At 40.1% G+C, this 24,546-nt stretch carries 28 protein-coding genes and 1 pseudogene; 17 read left to right on the top strand and 12 right to left on the bottom strand.

Annotated elements, in window-relative coordinates; genetic code table 11:
- Positions 1-370 precede the first annotated feature (370 nt).
- The 4 genes from AF333_RS30155 to AF333_RS30140 all read right to left on the bottom strand — a co-directional run bounded on the left by AF333_RS30155 (position 371) and on the right by AF333_RS30140 (position 2,919).
- Positions 371-1,114 carry an amino acid ABC transporter ATP-binding protein gene (locus AF333_RS30155; RefSeq protein ID WP_043065685.1) on the bottom strand — a complete coding sequence of 248 codons (744 nt, stop codon included), beginning with the start codon at positions 1,112-1,114 and terminating at the stop codon, positions 371-373.
- Between the two features lie 15 nt (positions 1,115-1,129).
- Positions 1,130-1,789 carry an amino acid ABC transporter permease gene (locus AF333_RS30150; protein ID WP_043065684.1) on the bottom strand — a complete coding sequence of 220 codons (660 nt, stop codon included), beginning with the start codon at positions 1,787-1,789 and terminating at the stop codon, positions 1,130-1,132.
- 16 nt (positions 1,790-1,805) lie between these two features.
- Positions 1,806-2,033, bottom strand: a complete 228-nt coding sequence (locus AF333_RS30145) for a hypothetical protein (RefSeq protein WP_043065683.1) — start codon at positions 2,031-2,033, stop codon at positions 1,806-1,808.
- Positions 2,034-2,142: 109 nt separating this feature from the next.
- Entirely contained in the window at positions 2,143-2,919 is a 777-nt protein-coding gene (locus AF333_RS30140; RefSeq protein ID WP_043065682.1) for an amino acid ABC transporter substrate-binding protein, read from the bottom strand.
- Between the two features lie 450 nt (positions 2,920-3,369).
- On the opposite strand from AF333_RS30140, the gene AF333_RS30135 reads away from it, so the two are divergent.
- Entirely contained in the window at positions 3,370-3,900 is a 531-nt protein-coding gene (locus AF333_RS30135) for an ECF transporter S component (protein WP_043065681.1), read from the top strand.
- A 433-nt stretch (positions 3,901-4,333) separates the two neighbouring features.
- Here the strand turns inward: AF333_RS30135 and AF333_RS32510 are convergent.
- Positions 4,334-5,664, bottom strand: a protein-coding gene (locus AF333_RS32510) for an IS3 family transposase (RefSeq protein ID WP_139189113.1) whose coding sequence is annotated in 2 segments (ribosomal slippage) — positions 4,334-5,292 and positions 5,292-5,664 — 1,332 coding nt in all. Because the reading frame shifts where the segments join, the coding sequence is not laid out codon by codon here.
- A gap of 821 nt (positions 5,665-6,485) precedes the next feature.
- Between AF333_RS32510 and AF333_RS36560 the strand changes: the two genes are divergently transcribed.
- Both AF333_RS36560 and AF333_RS36555 read left to right on the top strand, forming a co-directional pair.
- Positions 6,486-7,016, top strand: coding sequence for a helix-turn-helix domain-containing protein (locus tag AF333_RS36560; RefSeq protein ID WP_043065448.1), 531 nt, complete (start codon positions 6,486-6,488; stop codon positions 7,014-7,016).
- Positions 7,016-7,543, top strand: a complete 528-nt coding sequence (locus AF333_RS36555) for an IS630 family transposase (RefSeq protein WP_043065447.1) — start codon at positions 7,016-7,018, stop codon at positions 7,541-7,543. The genes AF333_RS36560 and AF333_RS36555 overlap by 1 nt, the downstream gene beginning before the upstream one ends.
- Before the next feature lie 164 nt (positions 7,544-7,707).
- Here AF333_RS36555 and AF333_RS30110 read toward each other — a convergent pair whose 3' ends face one another.
- The 3 genes from AF333_RS30110 to AF333_RS30100 are packed head-to-tail and all read right to left on the bottom strand — an operon-like array spanning position 7,708 to position 12,977.
- Entirely contained in the window at positions 7,708-10,689 is a 2,982-nt protein-coding gene (locus tag AF333_RS30110; protein WP_043063608.1) for a type III restriction-modification system endonuclease, read from the bottom strand.
- Position 10,690: 1 nt separating this feature from the next.
- Complete coding sequence (locus AF333_RS30105) at positions 10,691-12,559, bottom strand: site-specific DNA-methyltransferase (protein WP_043063607.1); 1,869 nt, start codon at positions 12,557-12,559, stop codon at positions 10,691-10,693.
- 52 nt (positions 12,560-12,611) lie between these two features.
- Positions 12,612-12,977, bottom strand: coding sequence for a HEAT repeat domain-containing protein (locus AF333_RS30100; RefSeq protein ID WP_043063606.1), 366 nt, complete (start codon positions 12,975-12,977; stop codon positions 12,612-12,614).
- 539 nt (positions 12,978-13,516) lie between these two features.
- On the opposite strand from AF333_RS30100, the gene AF333_RS36550 reads away from it, so the two are divergent.
- The gene (locus tag AF333_RS36550) at positions 13,517-13,786 is read left to right on the top strand and encodes a COG3415 family protein (protein ID WP_235356563.1); all 270 of its coding nucleotides are present in this window, start codon (positions 13,517-13,519) and stop codon (positions 13,784-13,786) included.
- Positions 13,787-14,042: 256 nt separating this feature from the next.
- Positions 14,043-14,426, top strand: a pseudogene (locus AF333_RS33300) (IS630 family transposase).
- Positions 14,427-14,884: 458 nt separating this feature from the next.
- Here the strand turns inward: AF333_RS33300 and AF333_RS37110 are convergent.
- Together AF333_RS37110 and AF333_RS30085 are read right to left on the bottom strand one after the other, a co-directional pair.
- Complete coding sequence (locus AF333_RS37110; RefSeq protein WP_255322241.1) at positions 14,885-15,010, bottom strand: hypothetical protein; 126 nt, start codon at positions 15,008-15,010, stop codon at positions 14,885-14,887.
- 21 nt (positions 15,011-15,031) lie between these two features.
- On the bottom strand, positions 15,032-15,400 hold the full coding sequence (locus tag AF333_RS30085) for a zinc metallopeptidase (protein WP_043063605.1): 369 nt from the start codon (positions 15,398-15,400) through the stop codon (positions 15,032-15,034).
- A 402-nt stretch (positions 15,401-15,802) separates the two neighbouring features.
- Here AF333_RS30085 and AF333_RS37105 point away from each other — a divergent pair, with 402 nt between their 5' ends.
- From AF333_RS37105 to AF333_RS36540, 4 genes are read left to right on the top strand one after another with little or no spacing between them, the layout of a single operon-like run.
- The gene (locus tag AF333_RS37105; protein WP_255322242.1) at positions 15,803-15,925 is read left to right on the top strand and encodes a hypothetical protein; all 123 of its coding nucleotides are present in this window, start codon (positions 15,803-15,805) and stop codon (positions 15,923-15,925) included.
- Between the two features lie 14 nt (positions 15,926-15,939).
- A complete protein-coding gene (locus tag AF333_RS36545) occupies positions 15,940-16,413 on the top strand; it encodes a tyrosine-type recombinase/integrase (RefSeq protein WP_235356562.1) in 474 nt (157 codons plus the stop codon).
- Between the two features lie 24 nt (positions 16,414-16,437).
- The gene (locus tag AF333_RS37770; RefSeq protein WP_254786518.1) at positions 16,438-16,596 is read left to right on the top strand and encodes a tyrosine-type recombinase/integrase; all 159 of its coding nucleotides are present in this window, start codon (positions 16,438-16,440) and stop codon (positions 16,594-16,596) included.
- Positions 16,597-16,610: 14 nt separating this feature from the next.
- Complete coding sequence (locus AF333_RS36540) at positions 16,611-16,991, top strand: site-specific integrase (RefSeq protein ID WP_254786519.1); 381 nt, start codon at positions 16,611-16,613, stop codon at positions 16,989-16,991.
- A gap of 26 nt (positions 16,992-17,017) precedes the next feature.
- Here AF333_RS36540 and rlmD read toward each other — a convergent pair whose 3' ends face one another.
- Positions 17,018-18,418, bottom strand: coding sequence for a 23S rRNA (uracil(1939)-C(5))-methyltransferase RlmD (rlmD, locus tag AF333_RS30075; RefSeq protein ID WP_043063604.1), 1,401 nt, complete (start codon positions 18,416-18,418; stop codon positions 17,018-17,020).
- Positions 18,419-18,632: 214 nt separating this feature from the next.
- Here rlmD and AF333_RS36535 point away from each other — a divergent pair, with 214 nt between their 5' ends.
- The gene (locus AF333_RS36535; protein WP_235497065.1) at positions 18,633-18,812 is read left to right on the top strand and encodes a hypothetical protein; all 180 of its coding nucleotides are present in this window, start codon (positions 18,633-18,635) and stop codon (positions 18,810-18,812) included.
- A 14-nt stretch (positions 18,813-18,826) separates the two neighbouring features.
- On the opposite strand, the gene AF333_RS30065 is transcribed toward AF333_RS36535, so the two are convergent.
- A complete protein-coding gene (locus AF333_RS30065) occupies positions 18,827-20,575 on the bottom strand; it encodes a methyl-accepting chemotaxis protein (RefSeq protein WP_043063602.1) in 1,749 nt (582 codons plus the stop codon).
- A gap of 254 nt (positions 20,576-20,829) precedes the next feature.
- Between AF333_RS30065 and AF333_RS30060 the strand changes: the two genes are divergently transcribed.
- The 7 genes from AF333_RS30060 (at position 20,830) to AF333_RS30035 (ending at position 24,475) form a co-directional block, all read left to right on the top strand.
- Positions 20,830-21,198 carry a hypothetical protein gene (locus AF333_RS30060; RefSeq protein WP_043063601.1) on the top strand — a complete coding sequence of 123 codons (369 nt, stop codon included), beginning with the start codon at positions 20,830-20,832 and terminating at the stop codon, positions 21,196-21,198.
- A gap of 48 nt (positions 21,199-21,246) precedes the next feature.
- Positions 21,247-21,432, top strand: coding sequence for a YlaF family protein (locus AF333_RS30055; protein ID WP_043063600.1), 186 nt, complete (start codon positions 21,247-21,249; stop codon positions 21,430-21,432).
- 125 nt (positions 21,433-21,557) lie between these two features.
- Positions 21,558-21,713, top strand: a complete 156-nt coding sequence (locus AF333_RS33290; protein ID WP_139189094.1) for a lmo0937 family membrane protein — start codon at positions 21,558-21,560, stop codon at positions 21,711-21,713.
- A gap of 127 nt (positions 21,714-21,840) precedes the next feature.
- Positions 21,841-22,785, top strand: a complete 945-nt coding sequence (locus AF333_RS30050) for a cation diffusion facilitator family transporter (protein ID WP_043063599.1) — start codon at positions 21,841-21,843, stop codon at positions 22,783-22,785.
- On the top strand, positions 22,763-23,125 hold the full coding sequence (locus tag AF333_RS30045; protein WP_043063598.1) for an ArsR/SmtB family transcription factor: 363 nt from the start codon (positions 22,763-22,765) through the stop codon (positions 23,123-23,125). Before AF333_RS30050 ends, AF333_RS30045 begins: the two co-directional genes overlap by 23 nt.
- 33 nt (positions 23,126-23,158) lie before the next feature.
- Complete coding sequence (locus AF333_RS30040; protein ID WP_043063597.1) at positions 23,159-23,644, top strand: PaaI family thioesterase; 486 nt, start codon at positions 23,159-23,161, stop codon at positions 23,642-23,644.
- A 39-nt stretch (positions 23,645-23,683) separates the two neighbouring features.
- On the top strand, positions 23,684-24,475 hold the full coding sequence (locus AF333_RS30035; protein ID WP_043063596.1) for an alpha/beta fold hydrolase: 792 nt from the start codon (positions 23,684-23,686) through the stop codon (positions 24,473-24,475).
- Positions 24,476-24,546 lie beyond the last annotated feature (71 nt).

Below are 24,546 nucleotides of genomic sequence, written 5' to 3'. Positions count from 1 at the left end.
CCAAGGTTTGTTGAATTGTTTACAAAAACTACTGAATATTGTTGGCTCACGTTATTACCTCCCTTAATTTGTAACTAATTAGAATTATATGGTAATGAACAGTCACAAAATAGTGACCGACGTCATAAATTTAGTCATATTACCATTTACCTCATATAAAGTTAAGATAAATTCTAATTATCCATGATAGAGAAACGATATCTCTTCCTACTGTCTTTCCAATACAAAAAATAAAAGAGCCCTTTAGGATTTCTCCCAAAGGACTTGTAAAACTACCCATTCAAATTCGTAGCTTTTAATTCCCTATCATACTCTCTACCTTAATAACGCTGGTTTGCTATTCATAACTTATACACGTCTCGCAAATTTTTTATAAAACTGTGTTTATAAATGCTCTCGTTCTATCAAATTGCGGATTGGTAAATATTTGTTCAGGTTTGCCTGATTCTAGAATTTCACCGTTGTCTACAAACATAATTTTGTTTGCTACTTCTTTAGCAAAACCCATTTCATGCGTAACGACAATCATTGTCATATGCTCTTCTGCAAGCTGCTTGATAACCTGTAATACCTCACCCGTCAGCTCCGGATCAAGGGCTGATGTCGGTTCATCAAAAAGGATAATATCGGGGTTCATCATCAATGCACGGGCAATCGCTACCCGTTGTTTTTGACCGCCTGAGAGCCTGGCAGGATACACATCAGCTTTCGTAGATAATCCAACCTTTTCTAAGAGCTCTCTGCTTTTTTTGCTTATCTCCTCTTTCGATCCCTTCTTTACATACCTCGGGGCAAGCTCCAGATTTTCCTTCACAGTGAGATGGGGAAATAGATTAAAATGTTGAAACACCATTCCCATTTTTGAGGTAATTTGTTTTATATCTTGACTGTTCGCATATATACCGTCTTTTACAAGATAATCGCCTTGAACACAAATGCTTCCATCATTTACATGCTCAAGGTGGATCAGGCTTCTAAGCATCGTACTCTTTCCAGAGCCTGAGGGACCTATAACCGCAACAACTTCGCTTTTATCTACAGTAAATGTAATATTTTTAAGTACATCTACATTGCCAAAAGACTTTTTTACATTTGAAACTTCAATGATCGCCATTTCATGCCAGTCCTTTTATTCAAATTTGAACTTTTTCTCAAGCTGCTTAAAAAGCAGTGTCAAAACAAGGGTCATTAGCAAATAAATGACACCTGCTATAACAAAAGGAACAATCGTAAAGTCACGATTCACAGCCGTTTGCGCAAAATGCAATAGCTCTGGAACCGCAACTGCGTATAAAAGCGCCGTATCCTTTACGAGCGTTATCGATTCATTAGAAACTGCAGGCAACGCGACACGGAACATTTGCGGCAGGATTACCTTCGTTGTTGTTTGCCATCTGCTTAATCCCAACACCTGTGAAGCCTCATATTGTCCCTTATCAATCGCCAAAAGACCGCCTCTAAAGATCTCAGCAAAGTAAGCCGCATAGTTCAGAATGAAGCCCAGGCAAGCAGCGACAAATCTATCCATAATGAGATAGTCGCCGATAATCGGGATAAGGGGCAGTCCGAAGCAGATAAACAGCAACTGCAATAATAACGGAGTGCCACGCATCACATAAATATAACTATTCGCAAACCAGGAGATAAGCTTGCTCGTACTATTTGCCATCAAGGTCAAAACAAACCCCAGTGGAATTGCGGCAACAATGGCGATTAGAAATAAGAGGATCGTCATTTGTGCCCCTTCTAACATGGAGCCCGTAATATTCAATATGTAATCAATGCTCATCGTCATATGCTCCTCATTAAGAAAAACTCGCGGGTTTTTCGAGTAATACAACCGGAAGAAAGCGGATGATGCTTTCCCCCTTTACAGCGACATTTATATACATCTGATTTGATAAATCGACAAATTCTTGTGGTGAGAGGGAAGAAAAGAAGGAAGGGCGGTCGGAAAAAGACACGCTGGCCTTTCTTCTGCTGGATCGCAGGGCGCATCCAATCTCTTCTTTTTCTGAATCGCCTACTTCCAACCACGCTACCCTGTCAAACTATCAAGTGTAATTTATATACTTTCTTATCCATGAAGAAAACCGGATCTTTTGGAAAAAATCCGGATTTTGATTTATCATATCATTTACTTTATTTCAATACTTTATCTTCACCAAACCACTTTTCAGAGATTTTTGCGGCAGTGCCATCCTTGTTAATCTCATCCAGTGCTTTTTGCAATTCGTTCAGCAATTTTTCATTGCCTTTTTTCACGCCGACTCCATACTCTTCTGGCGCAAGTGATTCATCTAGAATCTTGAATGTATCTTTTTCCTTAGACATGTAGTATTTGGCAACGACTTCATCAATAACAACCGCATCAACACGTCCAATTTTCAAATCACTTAATGCCAAAACATTATCTTTATACTCGGATACGGTTTTGATTTTCGACTTTACTGTACTTCCATTTAATGCTTCCTGTGCAGAGGATAATGCTTGAAGTCCTACATTTTTTCCTGCTAAATCGTCTAATTTACTAATGTTTGATTTCGTCAGTGTGACTACAATTTGAGCATTTTTCAAATATGGTTTTGTAAACAATACCTGCTTTTTTCGTGTTTCATTAATCGTATAGCCATTCCAAATCAAATCAATTCGTCCGCTACTAAGTTCGGATTCCTTTGCCTTCCAGTCTATTGGCTGAAATACAACTTCGTATCCCATTTTTTCACCGGCTGCCCTGGCATAATCGATATCAAAACCAACGAGTTCGTTTTTCTCATCACGAAATCCCATCGGGGCAAATTGATCATCCACACCGATAACTAATTTTTTGTCAGTGCTGCTGCTACTAGCACTAGAGCATCCGGCAATGATTGATATAATCATACCGAATACAAGAAATATTGCTGCAAATCTTTTCATCTATGTATCCCCCTATAATTAATGCTCTATTAGAGTCTATCCTTTATCATGGTAAAACACTAATTCGATAATATGATAAAATATCTTTTTATAATTCATTTTCGTGATTTCTGGGTCGAAATCCTCTAAATATCTTCAATTTTCTTATCCTTTCTGATGAGACGATAATAGCAGGAAAAAAGCACCTGCCAATTGCTTAGCAGGTGCCCTTTTCTTTATCTATATTTCTTTATTTTTTATCATTCAAATATAACGTTACTACACATGTATTGAGTATTTTTCACACTAAAATTTTCACTGCTCATAATTGACTTGACTGCAAAACACTTCTCCCGTATATCTGTTATTACTAGAATTCTGTACCTGTGCAAATAAATAATATTACGTATTTATTAAATATCTGATTAGGAGTATGATGATATCTTAAAGAAAAAAGAAAGAGGTTATCATATGGATTCAACATTCTCATCGAGAGAAACAACTAAAACAAAAACCATAGTCATCAATGCACTTTTCATCACATTTACCCTTGTAGCCACAATGTTCATCAACATAAGGCTCCCAATAATGGGTAACGGAGGCCTAATCCATCTGGGTAACGTGCCTCTTTTTATAGCAGCCCTGGTTTACGGCAAAAAAACAGGAGCCATAGCAGGCGCCTTCGGAATGGCCTTCTTCGATCTTATCTCTGGTTGGGCAGCATGGGCACCGTTTACATTCATCATCGTAGGTACAATGGGCTTTTTAGCCGGTCTCATATCCGAAAAGGTACCCGGCAAAAGAGTACTTGTAAACACACTGGCAATTGTCGTTGCACTGATTATAAAAGTCGTGGGCTACTATTTTACCGAAGTTATCCTTTACAGTAACTGGATACAGCCAATCGGCTCCATCCCTGGAAACGTTATGCAGGTCGTAATAGCTGGTATCATTGTAGTACCACTTGCAGGACGCTTAAAGAAAGTTGCTGGACAGATATAGGAGTGAAACATATCTTGGAACTATTTCAAAACATTCTTGGAGTTAACAAGTAAAGAAAATAGAGAAAAGTAATAAACAATCAGGAAAAAAAGAAGTAAACCCTACTAGGATTATTACGCACATATGTGCACGGATTTATTTATATATACAATATTAAATAGTAACAGGCTATTCAGTTTAATTCACGGCTGAAAGATCAAAAGAAGAAAAGTACCTCTAGCTGAACCTTCACTAGGGGTACTTTTCTATTTTTATATAAAATGCAATTATATTTTTATTGTTATAAAACTAAATTGTCTAAAAGGAAAGGTTCTCTACTCACTGTTTGAACTGTAACCCTAAAAGTAGACACTAAAAAAAACCTATGCACTGAGAAGGTGACTCCGATATTTGAACTGTAACCCCAATAATGGACAGTTTAAAAAAGTGACGGCTAGGCTGCTAAAAGCTGATTCCTGTATTCAACAGGAGTTAGCTTTTCTAATGTCCACTGACACCTATAGTAGTTATATCTTTCGATATATGCCTCTACGCATTTTTTGAGCTCATTAAATGATTGGATCCTCGTATATTCCATTTCGTCCTTCATATGACAAAAAAAGGATTCAATTGGGGCATTATCCCAACAGTTTCCCTTTCGAGACATGGAGGGGGTTAAGCCAAGTTCGATTATACGCTTCTGATAAGCTGGATTTGTATAATGAACACCTTGATCTGAATGTAAGATGGCTTCTGGATGGATAGAGTGGTCCAACTGTTCAGCGAGTTTATCAAGCGTACGATAGACCAATTCCATTTGTAATGACTCTGATAAATGATACGCCACAATCTCTCGCGTTGCTCCATCTTTTACACAAGACAAATAGGCCTTCTTTCCATTACCATAGAAGAGGTAAGTGATGTCTGTTAAAAATACTTTCTGTGGCTCACCCTGATCGAAGTTTCGTTTCAAAAGGGTAGGGCGTATCTTGTGCTCATGCGTTGCCTGTGCCATTTTCTTGTAAGGGTTCGCACATCGGATTTTCGCTACTAGATTGTATTTTCGCATGATTCGACGGATTCGCTTGTGATTCATAACGACGTTTTTCCGATTTTCAAGCTCCATTTTAATGGTGCGTACACCCGCACGCCCTTTCTTAGCATCATAGATCCCCTTGATTAACTGGTAATCTTTTTCGTCAGCCTCTTCTCTGTCACAACGTGTTTTCTCGGTACGCAGCCATCTATAGTAACCACTTCGGCTCACTCCTGCCAACCCGCAGAAATAACGTGTCATATGTGGATGAGAGAAGCGCCGTAGTATCCTCTCAATGAGTTCAAATTTCTCTGATGGTGTTAGGACTTCTTCTGAAACGCCTGCCTTTCTAACTCGTCTAGCTTTTTTAAGAAATCAAGTTCTGCCTCAAGGAAAGCGATTCGAGCCTGTGCCTTCTTGAGTTCCACCTCCGGTGTAGATTGTTTAGAAGAAGGACGTCCTGTACTTCCTTTTCCTCGTCGTTCTGTATGAAACGCACTTTCCCCGATTTCTTTATAAAGCTTCCGCCATCTTTTGAGACATTGATTTGGGTTCTCCTTCCCGATGATCGAGAGATCAAATCCATTCTCAAGAAAAATCTGCATCGGTTCTTTATTCTTCAGATATTCTTTGACGGCTTTTAACTTAAAATCCGGATGATACGTAATGGAACGTTCAGAAACCTTACTCACATTAGGATTTGTCTCTAATTGTTTGATTTGGAAAGCACTGAAGATGATTTTACTCATGTTTCTCTACCTCACTCGTATTCATTGAGTTGATTATACCTGTATCTCTGTCATTTCCCCATACAAAAAACCCGAATAACGGACTTTTTTTAAGTGTCCATTATTCGAGTTTCAGTTCAGTTATACCTCTTATTGATCTTTCTTAACAAGTAGTGAAACACACTCCATATGTAACGTATGCGGGAACATAGCTCACTTGGTTCCTATCTGCCACGACAGGACAAATCCTTAATTTATAAGGGTTTTCGCGTTTTGAATATTGTTCTGTTTGGTTGCCGACTTGAATCAAACGACTACGTTCGTCCCCAGCAAAAAGCTGATGCTTCATTGTTTCAATCGACAGTTAGAACATATGACCAGTAAATCTTAAGCCATTACATCATGTCGCCCATTTATTTTCATAAATAATAGAAGAAAATCTGTTACAAAAGACCATTATAAATCAACATTTTACCGGTTTATTTTAAATAACCTTAAATAGTTTATAACCAAATCGAGGACAAAAATAATTATAAAAGCCCTTCTCTTTAGAGAGGGCTTTACCTTATTTAACATAGGTTACAGTTTCAGTTAAACAATAATCTTCAATAAGCAAATGAGGAACTTCTTCGTCCCTCCCCGAAATCACTCAAATTGTTATAACTGACAAAAAATCGTTGTTCATACGATCGGTTATAAGCTAATCCTGAAGAACTAATAGACATCATCAATCGCGTTTTAGGCAAGTTCCCCAAAATTTATATAGGCATTGACTAAAGTTTTAACATAATGATTTTTTGGCAATACTGACTCCTACGAACATAAAAAAGGAGCGGTATTAGATGAGAAAACTTACAATTACAAATACACATGGTTTCACAGCTGAAAGCCTTCTCAAAGAAGAGCAAAAGATGAAAGATGTATTCTTAAAACAACGTGTTACAGCCGTTCGGCTGGTAATGGAAGGATATCAAGCGATTGAAATCGCTCAGATAGTAGGGATTTGTCGTCAATCCGTCTCTACCTATGTCAAATTGTTTCAAGAAGGTGGGCTTTCTACTCTTCTTCATCGAGATTTCCCTCCGGGAAACCGTCCTCTTTTGTCTCCACATGAGCAAGAAGAAGTGAAGCATGTTATGCAAGAAAGCACACCTGCAAGAGAAGGGATTGAACCGGTTGAATCTTGGGATACCCGTTTACTTCAAAAATGGATAGAGAAACGTTTCTCCATCACCATGTCTCGTCCGGGAATTCGAGATATGCTTATCCGTATGGGGTTCCGCTGGAAGCGAACTACGTATGTATTAGCTAAGGCGAATCCAGAAAAACAACAAGCATTTCTTCATCAATTAGAGACAATAAAAAAAACTTAATGGACAAAAACACAGTGCTGCTTGCACAGGATGAAACACATATCCGTTCGTATCAAGCCCTACGGGCTACATGGTCGGAAAAGGGACAACAAAAACAAATCCCTACCTATGGCCATCACGCTCAGGTTACCTTGTTTGGAACGGTTGATATTCATAGCGGTGATGTCTTTTGTACAACAGCTTCTTCCTGTGATGCGGCTTCCTTTTTACTGTTTTTAAAGAAAGTGGTCACTCGGTATGCAGGTAAATTTGTCATTATGATCATGGATAATGCACGCATCCATCGGGCTAAATTACTTCGTGCTTTTTTAGAAGAGCACCGCCACCAACTATACTTGTTGTTTTTACCACCGTACTCACCGCAGCTAAATCCGATTGAGAAACTCTGGCGTTGGCTAAAGGACTCTATCATTTCCAATGTATTTCATAAAAATCAATCGGAGATTGAACAAGCAGTACAAAAGTTTCTTCTATTTATGCACGCTAATCATGAACGTGTTTTAAAACGAATTGGATGTATAAGTTAATGGCTTAAACAAGATCTATATAGTTTCAACAAAATAATTTTATAAAATATATTTCAATTTGAATGAACACATTCTTATTAAATTTAAGAGATAAAGGGTATTACTTTTTGCAAAACCCTTTTTCAACATTTTATATCCCAAAATAAAATTAAGGGAATTACTAATTAATTATTCGTAAAATCATTTAAAATTCCTAATATGTCATCATTCTTCATCTGACGCTTGTATTCTACATTAATACCTTCTTCTTGCAAAGCTTTAAAGAACTTTTCACTTGCATTAATTTTTGCATTCTCGGTACCACGTAAATCCGCTTCTTTTTCTATATCTTTACTTTCAATAACAAGATTAATCGTTTGTTCTCCAGTTGTATTTGTAATCACATACATGAAGTCAGGGCTGGTCGTTCCACCAAAATACATAGGAACTTGAATACTTCTTCTTGGAATTTTGCCAAACACTTCAACAGAATCAATTGCACCATTTTCTATATTTTTTTCCTCAATCTCACTATCATAAACAATTTTATCGAATAGGAATTTTTCAGGTACCTCTTTATTTTTATCAGCTTTGTAAACACCCAGTAAAGCCTGAGCAATCGAATCTTTAGGACTACCATCTACATGATTGAGGTGCGTTTCACGCACTCCATCAAATACTTTTCGATACGTGTATTTAGACGCAAACTGTTTTATAAACCAAGTTTCAAAGTTTCTGATAAAAATATCAACGCTCTTTTTTGTTACGTAGATTTCAGTGTTTGTACGCTCATGAAACTCTACAATTCCTTTATGCAATAGTTGAACTGGGATGCTGGAACGATTACTTAAAATTTTCAAGAATTCACCATACGGTAGTTTAGACTCATGAATTTCAAAAGACCCAACATTCGCTTCAGTTAGCCCAACTTTTCCGTTTTCATTCTTAGTAGAACGTTTCTTGAAATTAGATATAGTACGTGAAAACATTTCTTCTGTTAGACTTTCTTTAATACCTTGAACAAGTATTTCTTCATCAACCTCTTCAATGTCTACCATATAATTTTGATTAATTTTCAACCATAATTCACGAATTTTTTCAAAGTTTTCTTTTCGAATCTTAACTATCTCAGAATTGCCTTTGGTAACTTTGTTCTTTTTCAATCCAGTATTAAACAATGGATATTCTTCATAAAACTGTTCACGATTTTCATTTATTATATTTTTATCGATATCAACGAAATTCTTAGTAAGCAACTCTATAAATAATTCTTTTGGTTCCTTTCTAAGTTTCAATGCTACTTCTTCAAGTTTACCATCAATATTAGAAACAAATGATACTCCATCGTTTATTTCTTTAACAAGTTTATCCGCAAATTCATTTTCGGTGTGATCGACCAAATAATTCAAATAGAATGTTTCTTGTCCTGCAATTGCTCTATTTCCATACTCATCTACTGGCAGACGCAGTCCACGCCCAACCTCTTGAATTTTTGAGTTTTCACTACCTGATGAGCGCAATTTCACAATTGTAAAGATATTCGGGTTATCCCAACCCTCCCTCAACGTCCATTTTGAGAAAATAAAACGCATTGTATTCCATTCTCCACTTTCATTTTTAAATGAGAGTAAAGTTTCTTTATCACGTAAAATATTGTTCACTTCGTGTTGTATAGCCTCGTCGGACGTGTCATTATCTTTTGAGAAATAACCACCACTCGTTGAAGGTAAGTCATTTAAAGATGCAAGTAAATAATCAAGATATTCCTCTTCTATTACGGTACGTTTTTTATTTTTTAATTTCGTAATTTCTTCCTTCAATCTTTTTTCTAACATTTCTTCAAAATATTCCCGAAGTTTTCCCCGTCGACCATTTACACCACGATAAGAGTCCACACTATCAATAAAGAACAGGGCTAATGTCTTGTAACGAGTTGCCCTGAAAAAATTTTCTTTTTCTTTTTTGAAATGTAAGTCTAATGCTTGATTAATCATCAATTCTTGATACGAAAGACTGAATACCCCAGGATATATGCTATCTCCTACCGCCACTGCCTTATCATTTGAGAGAAGTATACCTTGCGCACCATTTAACTCTTCTTGATTTCCTATGTTTGAAAGACTTAAAGAGGTAAACGATTCATCAAGAACATTTAATGACTCATCAGTCGTTAAAATATACTCTTTTTTGGTATCCATATTCATAAATTTAGCTGTTTTAGGTTTTTTATTGCTAATGCTTACCAATCGAAACCGTGTTAGTTTTACGGATTCAAACTCAGGGTTATATATACTCACACCTTTAACCAAATCACGATTAAAAGCATCAGCAGAGGATAAATTAAATACTAAATTATTGTAATCCCTTGTTTTATCACTATTAATAGGAAACGTTGCACCAAAGCGAATAATCGCCTGTGGCTTAATGTTTTCTAAAATATATTCATACGTCTTATTATTACGATCAAATTTATGCGGCTCGTCAATGATTACAATAGGGCGAGTATCAGCGAGAGCTTCTACGGGACGAGTTGTACCTGATAATAGTGTTTGGTCATAATCACTTCTATCCAATGTGGAGGTTTTCCCCTTTTGTAACATAGCCATCCCTGTAAGCAAAACATGAATGGTATTTGACGCATATGAGTCACCTTCAACATACTCATTAATTTCTCGTGGAATATATTTTCGCCCTTTCTTTCCACTCGATTTTTGGCGATTAAGCGTTTGTAAATTTATCCTACAATTAGAAAAATCAGAGTACAAACGATAGTGACGCTCAAACATATCTGAGCTAATGAATGCTTTTGTCCCCTCTTTGATAGGAGTTGAAGGTACAACGATAATAAACTTGTTAAAACCATATTCTTTATTCAATTCGAGCATTAAGCGAGAATAGACATACGTTTTTCCCGTACCAGTTTCCATCTTTACATCTATACCTAATACACCATCATTAACGAAAGAACGAAGTGATGGATCAATATCATTTCTACTTTGTATAGAGGTGATGTTAGCTCGAATTTTGTTTTTTATATATTCATCTTTGAACTCAATAATAGGGTTTTGATAGCTTTTTAGACGGCTCATTGGTACTTCTTCAAATACACCAACAACCGACTGTATTGCCTCAATTTGATAGTCTAATTCCTGTAACTCAATCCCCATTTCAATACCTCTTTTCTAACGAAATGCCTGCTCTTGTTCGTAACGCTATATCTAGTTCTCGCATTTCTTCGAAATTCATAGAGTGTGCATAAACTGTTACATTACTTACTACAAGTTCTTTCGAATCAATTTGACGTAATAATTCAACTACATTATCAGATGTGAACCCCTCGTCAATTAGATACAAACGTTTACCGCGTTTATACCCTGTATAGTCTAAGAATTTAACATTCTCAGCCTCAATTCCTAATCCCTCTCCATCATCTAAGAGCCAAGTTGTAACCAAGGTTTCACGACCGCTAGCATCACGATAAGCATATTTGTCAACGTAATGTGCAACGGATATACCGAGTGTTTCTTGTACTACACCATCATTACCAAATTCTTCAATTTCCTCTAGAGCTTTTGTTGGTCGTTCATGAATAAAATACGTTTTAAAGCCCAAATCAATATGTGTGTTACTTTTTTTACATATTTCTTCGGCAGCCTTACGAATCCGTTCCCGACCTAGTTCATCAATAGACTCATAACCCTTTTTGCGAGCGTTTGAATCTTCTTTTGTCGGTTCAGGTAATTGAACTAAAATAAATTTTCTATCGCCATTTGTTTCCGCATTAACTTGAAATAAGGCATCGGCTGTTGTTCCAGAACCTGAGAAAAAGTCCAAAACAGTATCCTGGTTTCCAGTTAGAATTTCGATAAAATATTTTATTAAGGAAGTTGGTTTCGGGTTAGTAAAAACTTCTGCCCCAAAATAATTGAGAATTTCCTCACTTCCATCTGAGGTTGTCCCATTTTCAGTTAAAACTAACAAATTTCTTGGTTTCTTCCCCTTTGGAAGACGTTGTTTAAAATGAATGTTCCAATTTCCATTATTATTTACAAATTTCACGTCTCCAATTTCTAGATCAGATTTGAAACGTTTTTCAGAACGAAGCCAACTAATTTTATTTCCATTTTCATCATATTCAAGGATAGTTCCATCAGGAGCTTTAATTGGATAATATTGTTTACCAGATTTTCTCTTGAACGTATCCCAATAATATTTACCTATATCGTCTTCCTCTTTATAACGTTTGAGGTATTCGCTTGAATAAACTTCGAAAAGAGGGGGTAATTCTGAAATATCACGTGCATAAGCCAAAATATACTCTGTTTCTTCTGCCACGTGAGTTGAGTCGTTACCGCCTCCTTTTTTATTTTGCCAAATGAATGTAGGAAGCTTATTTGCTTCACCAAAAATGTCATCACACAGAAGCTTTAAATTTGCATATTCATTTTCATCAATCGAAATTACAATTACCCCATCCTTTTTCAATAGTTTATGGGCGAGTGAAAGTCTTGGAAACATGAATGTTAACCATGCCGAATGACTTGATTTTCCTTGTAAATCAAAAATTTTTTCTGCTTTATCCTCATCACCAAGTATTTTCACTAATTTTTCCTTAGTAAACTCAAAATTATCAGGATAAGTGAAATCTCCTTTTCCAGTATTATAAGGGGGATCTATATAAATCAATTTAATACTACCTGAATACGAGTTACGCAAATGTTTCAACACATTAAGATTGTCTCCAACTATGTAAATGTTTTCACTATCTTTATTAACCTCATCGAAGTTTGTTTTTACATCAGGAGTTACAACTGTATTAGTAGGTGCATCCACTTGAAGTTTGGCATACTCTTTCCCTAAGAAATTCAATGAAAAGCCTTCACGATTTATTTCCCCTCCAGCTTGTCCGATGAATTCTGCAAATTTATCAATTTGAAATTGATTTTGTTTGTCAAAAAACTGAGGGTAATTTTTTTTTAACTCCACTAGTCTTTCGTCAAGAACAATCTCTTTTATTTTTTCAATCTCTTCATTCATTCAATTATCCTCCTATACACCGCATTTATTGATAAACTTTATCCATACTCGATTACTTTTTAAAATTAGATATTATTAATTCCACTTCACTTCTTACACCGTATGCTTTATCTTCTAAAAACGGTTTTAGTATTTTAAGTGAGTCTTTCCCCATTAAATTAGCAATACACTTTAATGCCTCTAACCTCATATGCCAATTTTTATTCTTTGTAAATTCCAAAATGGTCCCAATTTCGTCTTTTGAAATAATATTTCCATATGATTTTAGAGCACCTAACTTTGCATATGTTGGTCCTTCTAAAGCAATCTGTAACAAATCACTCTTTAGTTTTACCGGTTTCTCCATAATTATTTTTTCTATCGCTTTATTCCGTTCATTCATATTATTTGATAAGATGCCTTCTAATAATAAATCCATATAATCACCTCAAAATAGAATCTATATACACCATTTTCCCCTTAATTTATGTTTACCGTTAATTATACCAAATAAAGTGTCGTGGTCATCATCAAAAGAACGATCGGGTTTATGCAAAAGCATTGGTGAAATAAACATGATGTCAATACCTCGGACATCATTCTACCATATGGAAAGGCTCGCCTGACCGCTTTAAACTGGTGGTAATTTATTCTTCAAAATCCTCATTTGCTCCTTTTGATTTCTATAGAAGAAAAGACAGCTATATGGACTTTTTTGTTTCTTTTTTTCATCAAATTCTCCGACTAGATAGCGGCCCTTAAATTCATTGAGAGCTTCCTGGTATACGACCGTGTTTAAACCTATCGGCAAATCCGGTACTATACAAGAATCCGCATAGCCCCATACACTGGTAACCCTTAGATCGATATTATCAACAACTATATAAATCGATCTTGATGTTTCAACTTCTGTGTAGCAAGAAAAAATTTTATCGATACTGCTCCTAAGAATCCATAGGGAAAAGGAGCGGAAATACGATGACCCGATTAAAAATTACAGAAACCCACAGTTGGACAGTTCGAGCCCTTCGTAAGCAAGAACGAAAAGTAAAGGATGTTACCTTACGGCAGCACATGGCTATTCGTCTTGTTATGGAAGGCTATCTAGGCAAAGAAGTAGCGACGATGCTCAATCTTCATCGTCAATCCGTCTCAACCTATATTTCCACTTTTAATGAAGGCGTTTTGGATTTGGTACTAGAACGTAAGTTCCCACCCGGAAAAGAACCGTATTTAAATGAGCAATAGCGAGAAGAGTTGAAACGATTGATTGTAAAAAGTACACCAAAAGATCAAGGAATCGGTATGTATACGTCTTGGATACACGGATTATCCAAATGTTTTTACAAGAGAAATACGAGATTTCAATGAGCCGTGGTGGAATCACGCGCATGGGGACTAAGCTATACACGACCTACCTATACCCTTGTAAAAGCAGATAAGAAGAAGTAGGAAGTAATTTATAAATGAAGCCGATCTGATAAAAAAAATTCCGACACACGACATGGTGCTTCTCTATGAAGATGAAAGTTATATTCATGCCTTTCAAGCTCTTCGAGCTACATGGGCAGAAGTAGAAAAACAAAAAGAAATTCCAACCTATGGGCACCATACAAGCGTAACCTTATTTGGTATGGTTAATGCTTTGGATGGAGAATTTTTTTGCACACAAGCCGCTCAGTGCAATGTGCAAACGTTTTATTCTTTTTTAGAGAAGACGCTAGATTTGTATGCAAACAAATATATCGTAATAGTACTAGACAATGATCGTATTCACTAAGCCAAACTGCTTCAGCCTCTTCTGAAGAAGAATCAACATCGTCTCTTCTTAATTTTTCTGCCACTGTATTCTCCGAACTTGAATCCCATTGAACGATTATGGAAGTAACTGAAAGAGAGTGAATCGCGAATCGATTTCATAGAAATAAAAAAGAAGTCGAACCGTCGGTTCAGTCTTTTTTGGAATCGATTCAAAACTCTAGAGACTAGGTATTACAATGTCTTGGTTGCAGTATTTATATATCTAAATATTTAAATATATTTAGATATATAAATAATTTGTATAGCAATCTTTCAAATATAAATAAATTACTCTTACGAAGAGGTCGTCTATTTACAAATCATTTTGAAATTATGCACTCGATAAGTTTTTTCTGTTCCAATTCCTTTTTGCCGATACGTTAGCCATTCTATATGAGACAACGTATTAGTTTCGTGCTTGTAAAGATGCTCTCATCATTCCACACCTCATCATCATGATTTTGAGTTTCAAAGCTTATGTCTTCCTTTGTACCCCCTTTCTTCACCTTTTCATCCTCTTTCTCCATCCCCTTTATAGAATATTTTTCAGCAATAAAGAGCATCTATCTCTGGTTTAGTACCTCGAATGTCCGTCATGTCCTCTTCACACAGCGTTTCGATTCGATGAATCAGCCGTTTGGATTCTTTCCCCACTCCCATTCTTAACTTCAATAGCGTTTCAACATCCTTTGCCTAGGATGCAATATACGTAAACGAATAGTTATCCACCTCTAATCCATAAAAAGCAGCCACCATAAAAGCCGTTCCCTCCACAATAACCTCTGCATCATCTCTTCTTTCTCTTGTATACTTGAAGCCTTTGGCATGACGAAACGCATGAATCACTTCATGGAGAAATACCATACACTCCTCATCCGCTGAAGCATGAGAAGAAGAGAGCCGAATAGTATGAGTACTTGGAACATAGTATCCACTCGCACGTCCGGTATCTCCATACTCCACATTAATTCGTTCCTGCTTGGCTAATTGGAGCAGCTTTTCTTTTAACCATCGTCCCAGTTGTGTATCACCAATCAGCTCATACCCCAGACTCTGTGGCACAGGAATTAATTCAGAGGTTTCCTCGGTCTGTATAATATCAAAGACTGCTTCCGTTCTCTATCCAATAATTATGGATTCTTTTTCACCCGTTTTTGCATTTTCTTTTTGAATCACACGTGGGACTAAAACGTAAATTGCCTTAGCCCCCTTTTCGATTTTTCTTTTGAATTTCTGTGTCCACGCGGTAAAACTAGCGACATAGAACGCACCTGGATATTGCAATAAAATTCGCATGGTTCAGACGGGATACATTAGAAACATGGTTCCGTGATCAAGAATATAGTAATTATTCCGCAAAACACACGTCTTAAAACCCTTTTCTTTACGTAAATGAAGTCGAAATCCCTTGTACCGCCAAGTGCAAGGGATTTATTTTTAATCAACAATTAGGAGGTTAGCCGTATGGCAGTATTGAGAAACGTGGTTCAAATTCGTGGAGACTTGTTGTTGAAGCAGGATATGACACTAAAGGCAAACGATCAAAACGCTATAAAACAATTAAAATTGAAGATCCAACATTACTAAGAACAACAAAGCGTTTGAAAGACTATCTACAAAATGAATTGATAAAGTTCAAGATCGAGGTAGAGGTCGGGGAATACATCACACCAGAAAAAATGACTTCCGAAGCATTTGTTAAAAAATGGGGAACTAAGCATGCCTCAACGCATTTAGCAGAGAAAACGTTATATACTTATCAGTCTAACTCAAAAAATAGAATATCACCTATATTCTGTCACTTGAGATTAGATCAAATAAAACCACTTCATATTGTGAGCTTTATCGACTCATTATCTAAGGAAGGCACACTCCAAGGCTTCAGGAAAGAGATTTTGTCGACTAGCACGATTGAGATTCACCACCGAATACTCAAAAACATTTTTTCTCGGGCTGTTGAATGGAAGCTAATCAAACAAAACCCAATTGCTGGTATTAAGAAACCTGCCGTTAAGCTCAAGGAAATAATCCCTTACGATGAGACCGAAGTTAAGGAACTGCTGCTTGCTTTGTAGAAAGAACCCATCCATTGGCGAGTAATGGTAACCTTAGCCCTCACGACAGGACTAAGACGAGGCGAATTATTAGGTTTAGAGTGGAAGCATATCGACTTGAATACTGGTGCTATTAATGTAGTACAAAGCGTCTCAATGTCTCCGGGAGGTGTCGCTCACCGAAGCACTCGAAGCGCAAGGTAGCACTTCCCACTTCGATGCTAGAAGAAATGAGGGAATATTATTTATATAAAATGAAGGAACGTGATAAAATTGAAGATAGATGGCAAGATGGTAAATACTCCTTTGTATTCTGCCATCCGGATGGTAAAGCATTTCATCAGGAACGACCCTACTTGTGGTTCCGTAACTTTATCAAGAAGAATAATTTGAGATACATTCGTTTTCACGATCTTCGTCACATTTCAGCTACGCTGTTGATAAACCAAGGTGTTCACGCTAAGATCATCTCGGAACGTCTTGGACACGGCAATATCAGTACGACGATGAACATTTATGGACATGCCTTACGGTCCGCTGATCAATCTGCCGCTGATAAATTTGAAACCATTTTAACAAGTAAACAGGGACGTGAATAACTCACGTCCCCAATTCCATTAACCACTTATTTAGAACCCTTATAAATCAAAGATGCAACGGATTCCACATGACTCGTATGCGGAAACATATCTACTGGCTGCACCCACTCCAACCGATACTCCTTCAGCAAATGCGCCACATCACGGGCCAGGGTCGAAGGATTACAGGACACATACACGAACCGCTTCGGCTTTGCTTTCAGAACCGCATCCAGCAGCGCCTTATCACACCCGACGCGCGGCGGGTCTACCACGACAACGTCTGGCCGCTCGCCCTGTTTCACCCATTTTGGCAGCAGCTCCTCCGCCTTGCCAACATAGAATTCCGCGTTCGCAATCCCGCTCTTCTCTGCATTTCGCTTCGCATCTTCAATCGCTTCCGGTATCACTTCAATACCACGTACCCGCTTCGCATCAGGAGCAAGCCAGAGCGAGATCGTGCCTACGCCACAGTACGCGTCCACAACGAGTTCTTCCCCGGTCAGTCCGGCCGCTTCCCTCGCTGAATTGTACAACTTAAGTGTCTGGGCCGGGTTCAACTGAAAGAACGCGCGCGGCGACAGCGAGAACTTCACATCGCCCAGCGATTCATCAATTGTTTCCTTCCCCCATAATGTCTCCGTTTTATCGCCAAAAATAAGCGACGTCTTCTGCTTATTGATATTCTGGTTGATGCTAGTTAGCTTCGGCAAACGCATCCGCAGTTCAGTGATGATTTCTTTTTTACGCGGCAGCTTCTCTTCTGCGGTTACCAGGATAAGCTGCTGCTCGCCGGTTTCGAAGCCGACACGCGCGATAATCGTCCGGATAACTCCTGTCCGCTTACGCTCGTTATATACGGGGATCGACAGCAATTCCAAAACTTCCCGCGCCGCGGCGATCATCTCGTTCGTCTCTGGATGCTGAATCGGACAGTCTCCAATGTCTATAAGCTGGTGGCTATCCGCCGCATACAGACCAGTAATGATGCGATCGCCCTGGGTTCCGGCTTGAAGCTGGGCTTTATTGCGGTAACTCCACGGCTCCTCCATGCCAAGGATGGGGCGCAGTGGCAGTTCTCCAATATCAGTATATTTCTCGAATGCGCCGCGTACGATGTCCTCTTTAGCTTTCAATTGACCTTCATAGGTCATGTGCTGCATTTGGCAGCCGCCGCATTCATTGTATACCGGACAGGAAGGCGCCTGTCGCAAGTCTGACGCTTGCTTTATTTTTTTCACTCTTCCTTCAGCGAATGTAGACTGCACTTTCGTGATCTTTACCTCCACGACTTCTTCAGGCAGAGCACCTGGTACGAATACAGCTTTACGTTTGTAATAACCGATACCTTCGCCGTTGATGCCGATACGCTTTATCGTCAGTAGAATCTCCTGTCCGATTTTCAACTGCACATAGGTTCCTTTTTTTCCTGTGTATTTCTTATTCATGCCTTGTTCATCCCTTTACGTTTCTTCCTGCTCAGAATGTCTATTCATCATACCATATACATGTACCTGCATACACATCCTCTCCTTTTCCGCATGTTTCAACACATGCACCAGAGGAATTGATCGCATCAATAAAAGAACCCAAAAAAAGAAGCGGCATCTTCTTTCTGATTCCGCTTCTTTTTCTAATTTATACATACTATATACATCTGATTTGATAAATCGACAAATTCTTGTGATGAGAGGTAAGAAAAGAATGAAGGGCGGTGGACGGGAGCGGTCGGAAAAAGACACGTTTGCCTTTCTTCTGCTGAAGCGCAGGGCGACTCCAACCTCTTCTTTTTCTGAATCGCCTCCTTCCAACCACGCTACCATGTCAAAATATCAAGTGTAATTTATATAGGCTCCCTAGCCCTGGTATTTTTCTTTCTGACGAATGATATTCTGCTTCATCGTCTCAAGAGTCGCAATTACTGCCTCAGACGCATGTGCTAGCTCTTGCAGGCATTCCTCAGCCCTGTTTTTATTGCCCTCATTGTATGCCTGTGCGGCTTCCTTCGCCAGCTCGTGCACCCGAATGTGCGGCGCTTCAATGCTGCGGTACGCTTCCGTATCGCCGAATAGCCGCTTGGCTGTACCGTAATACCATTTGCCGAGACGGCAGTCTGTGTGGGAGGCAATTGTTTTTTCGTCGATTTTCTCAAAACCAAGCAGCAGGTTGTAGATTTTCCAACGCCACAACAAATGGTCAGTAATCGCCAGTTGCAGCAAATCCTCCTGGCTTATCTTCAGGTTAACCGAGATGAAGTCTACGCGGTACTGATCGATCATTTTACTGAGATGATATACTGCTTCGCCTGTGCGATGCCCAATCTCTACCCCTTTCTCCACTGCTTCGGCGATGCTGTGGTTGCGTATCGTAATATCGTCGGTAGATGCGGCCTGCTGCTCGATGATGGCGGCGATTTCCTCGAAGTGCTCACCAAGCTTCTGCAAGACATCATTAACATGCGTCAAATCATCTACCACTCTATGTGAATTCTCCGCTCCACGGTGCAAACGTGCAGAAGAATCCTGCACAAGCGAAGCGATATCCTGCGTAATCTCATATAGCCCGTGCATGTCATCCGTAATCGTTGTCACCGATTGCTTCGTATGGTCGGCAAGCTTGCGAACCTCATCCGCTACCACAGAGAAGCCTCTCCCATACTCGCCTGCACGCGCCGCTTCAATCGAGGCGTTGAGTGCCAGCATATTCGTCTGTTCAGCGATGCCTTTAATCACGTCCATAACCTTGCCCATATTATTGACGCGTGTATGAAGCTCGTTTACGTGTGAAGCGACTTTGGCCTGTTCTGCATCAATCTGACCTAGGGAATCAATCATCGTATCGAGCGCATGAAAGCCTTTATCCAGCTTTTCCAGCGTCTCCTTAGAATCATGAGCGACGCTGGCAACGGAATTGGACACTTCTTCGATCCCGGCATTCAGCTCTTGCATTGCGGCACTGACAGCCAATGAATCCTCTGCCTGCCGCTCCTGATAGCGGAGCAAGTCCCGTACTTCATCGATTTCTGCATTGTAGGAGATAATCTCTGACAATCCGCTAATGAACCGGTTAGCCTGTAGTTCCATATACGTCTCCATAATAATCTGCTGCTCAAGCGCGATTATGCTTTCATAGGCCAGAATTGCATCGGTCATTTCCGTCGGCTTCCGCTTTAACGATCGGATGATACAAGGAATGAACAGCTGACTTAGCAGGCTGAACACCGATAAGAGCCAGTCTGGGGTCAATCCGCTGCGGGCGTACGCTTCGGTTACGGCGCGACGGCGAAACACAGAAGACAAATCCAACTCATCTTCAAGCAAATTTACCATATATGTGTGAAACGTTTGCTTTAGCTTTTCATCGCCGAAATGCTTCTCCATGATGCGATAAAGCTCGGGAAACGTGTGTAGCCTAGCATAGAATTGGTGAATAATATCCTCACTGTGCTCCATATAGATTTGTTTCAATCGGCGAACCGTTTCTTTATGAATGTGTGAAATACCGAGAAAGTCCAGCTTCTCCTGCAGCCGTTCATTTGCTTCAATGCCCGAATGCGAAGACCCCGTGAAATAACGGTATGATTTCATTTCATTTTTCCCAAACATTTCTTCCCCCCATTGTTATATATACTTACCTAACCTCCTGAAAAAGCACCGAACTCCCAACCCATTATATAAGACTTTTTTACCATGCTCAATATGAAACAGAATTTATTCACCATATTTCCATGTTTTTTACAGGTGAATGTTGTTTTAACCAAGGATGTCTGCTTCTTTTCCTAAACTTACTACCATTCTTCCAGGTATAAATTTGTTACAATAATCAAAGCAAACATCAGTATCTGTCTGGAGGAGTTCATATGGCGACCTCAACAGCCATTGCTTCGTTGGAGACGCTCGTCGCCATTCATCGCAGCAACAATCCCGATGAAATATATGCACAGCTTATCTCCAACTTCAAGCGAGTACCCCATTTTGATTGGATCGGCGTCTATATTAAGCATGGGGAGAACATGGTGCGAAAAGCCGCATCCAGCGAAACACCCTCCGTTTCGCCCGCGCGCCTGTCCATTATTCAAATCCCTATCCGCGAAAAAAAAGAAGTGCTGGGTAAAATTACGGTAATGATGAAACCATCCCAATTGATTGACGAGTCCGATTATCTTGCGCTTATGAAAACCGGGGAGGAGCTCGGAAAAAAATTAGCACTTCTCGATAACTCAGCTTGAACGAGTGTCGGGTAAATGTAGTATAATCGACTTCGAGGTGAAAAACGGATGACTAAGTACCAGAAACAATCACTGTTTATTGCGATCCTTGGCGTGGCATGTTTTGTCGGCGTCGGGATTTCCGTGGGAGAGCGCAACACCCTTTTATCCGCTATCTTTCTTGTCGCGGCCGTTTTCGTCATCGGATTCGGCTTCATGTTGAAAAGCAAACGAAGAAAAGACGGAACGTTATAATGGATGCGGGCCCGCCGTTTGGGAAAACATACGGCGGGCCCGTTTATTTTTAGAAAAGCCAGGGTAACATAAATCTACATATATGAACGATTGTTTACGTTAACTATCATAAGGAGCGATACACAATGGGAATTTTACGTACGGTTATCCTCGTTGTTCTTGCACTGTGGCTTATCGGCCTTCTGTTTAAAGTAGCCGGAGGATTGATTCACATTCTACTGTTGATTGCCGGCGTGCTCTTCATTATTGACCTAGTAACCGGCAGACGAGGTAAAGTCTAGCTACAAAACCTTCGGGTTTCTCCCGAAGGTTTTGTTTTATCCAATAGACAAATATTCAAAAGAATACTTGAATAAAGAATGGAAACAATATACACTAAAAGCATCAACATATGGGGAGGAAGCGTTTATGGGCGGACATCATCATGGGCATACGCATCATCATGATCACGGGCATCATGGAAAAAATACGAACCAGAAGGTATTGTTTCTCGCTTTTTTGCTGATTACGGGATTTATGATTGTGGAGTTTATCGGTGGTATCCTTAGCAATAGTCTGGCCCTTCTCTCTGATGCCGGACATATGCTGAGCGACTCAGCTTCGCTTTTCCTAAGTGTGCTGGCAATGTGGCTTGCCTCTAAGCCTGCCACCGCTACGAAGACATACGGGTACAAAAGAACGGAGATTCTCGCAGCCTTGCTGAACGGTATTACGCTTGCTGTTATTTCGATTTACATTTTCATTGAAGCATACCGGCGCTTTTTCACACCTGAACCGATAGCAAGCGGCAGTATGCTGACGATTGCAGTCATCGGCCTTGCGGTTAATATTATTGCGGCATGGATGCTTATGCGTGGAGGAGATACATCGGATAACCTGAACGTCCGCAGCGCATTTCTGCACGTTATCGGAGATATGCTGGGTTCAGTTGGTGCCATCATAGCGGCCGTGCTCATCTGGCAATTCGGCTGGACGATAGCTGATCCGATTGCCAGTGTTGTCGTTGCGGTACTCGTCATTCTCTCGGCATGGCGTGTCATTCGCGATTCGGTAAATGTACTAATGGAAGGTGTTCCGGCGGGCATCGATATCGACGAAGTACGAGAGGCGGTGCTTGCCATCGACGGTGTCACCGCCATACACGATTTACACGTATGGACCGTTACGTCGGGCTTTCCTTCACTAAGTTGCCATCTTGTTATACGAAACATGGAACAATCCGGAGAGGTGCTACGCAAAGCCAATCACCTGTTTAAGGAACGGTTCCATATTGCCCACACCACAATCCAAATTGAAGATCCGGATATGTGCCAGGAAGGAGATATGTGTGATGAAGAAGATTACCGCCACTAACGAAACGTGCCATATCTCTTCGGAAACCGAAGCGGAATTACGAAATACACTCATCACCAAACCGACGGAAAGGCTCGCTGGATGGTTCAAAGGACTGGCGGATGCTAATCGCGTAAAAATCGCTTATCTACTGACCCGTCACGAAGAATTATGCGTACACGACATCGCGCGTCTGGTCGGTATCTCCGTCGCAAACGCATCCCACCACCTTCGCTTGATGCGATCGCTCGGTGTGACCAAAACAAAGAAAAAAGGAACGACTGTATTCTACTCTCTTGCCGACCAGCATGTTCATACTATCGTGTTATTGGGTATGGAACATATGGAGGAAGGGATATAGTAACAAGAGTCGCAAAGAATAGGGGAAGAGACAATGACAAAGCAAGAAATACTATCACAGATCGAGACGCTTTCAGATCGGGATATAAAAGCATTAGCCCGTACGTTGAACGCGCTCAGCAACATGAAAGAAAACAAATATCCCTTTCTCGGAAATTTCCTCGGAGTAGTAGAAGAAGACAGCGAGAATGAGACCGAATTTGTGTGTTCTATGCCGATTGGCCGCGAGGTGCTTAATCCATACCGTATCGTGTATGGCGGCATCACGGCGACGCTGGCCGATATGGCTATGGGCTGGATGTTGGAGAGGCGCATCTCCGGCAAAGACAAATTCGTCACGCTGGACATGAATGTAAACTACCATAAGGCTGGTACCGGTAAGCGATTAATCGCGACGGCCCGCGTCGTTAACCAGGCGCAGGATATCTGGCAGATGGCCTGCGATGTGCGTAACGATCGGGATGAGCTGGTAGTTACGACAACCGGTACCTTCTTGCAGCTACGCCGCGGAAAAGAGTAACACAGCCCGCACAATACTTTTGGAAAGGCGGAGGTTATCGTGAAAAAGACATGCCAAGCAAATGGAATTGAACTCGCTTATCAGGAACAGGGTCAGGGAAAGGCTGTCGTACTGCTGCACGGATTCTGCGGCAGTTCTGCGTACTGGGAATATATCATCCCGGAGCTTGCCAAGGAATACCGGGTTATTGCACCCGACCTACGAGGCCACGGCAATAGCGCTGTCTCTGTGGGCACCTATTCCATGGAATTGTTCGCTGAAGACATCAAGCAGTTGTTGGATCACCTGGATATCTCTAAAGCAACGCTTCTCGGACATTCACTCGGCGGATATGTGACGCTTGCTTTCGCAGACAAATATCCTGAACGCTTAAACGCATTCGGTCTTATTCACTCCACCGGTCTGCCAGATACGGACGAAGCCCGGCAGAATCGATATAAAGGAGCGGAGCGAATCGGGCAAGAAGGGATCGAGCCGTTTATTAATGATTTAATCCCTAAGTTGTTTGCCAAGAACAATCTGCAATCAATGAAAGATGAAGTGGAAAAAGCGCGGCAAATCGGGCTTGCTACCAAGCCGGAAGGCGCCCAAAACACGCTGAAGGGCATGGCGGAGCGCTCAGATCGCAACTATGTCATCGCGAATACAAGCTTGCCTGTGCTACTGGTAGCTGGAGCGGATGATCAGGTAATCTCTCCGGATAAAACATTTTCAGTCGAGCACCAGTTAATGACAGCGGAAACCCTACCTTACGTCGGCCACATGAGCATGTACGAAGGACCGAATAAGCTTAACGATATCCTCCATAAATTTCTGAGCCCCAAAAGGTAATCCAACATAAACAATGAAGAAACGGCTTTCCTAAAAAATAGGGAGAGCCGTTTCTTCATTATTAAAATATG

It is taken from the genome of Aneurinibacillus migulanus (assembly GCF_001274715.1).
GTDB classification, from domain to species: Bacteria; Bacillota; Bacilli; order Aneurinibacillales; family Aneurinibacillaceae; genus Aneurinibacillus; species Aneurinibacillus migulanus.
This window is presented reverse-complemented; position numbering and strand designations above follow the sequence as displayed.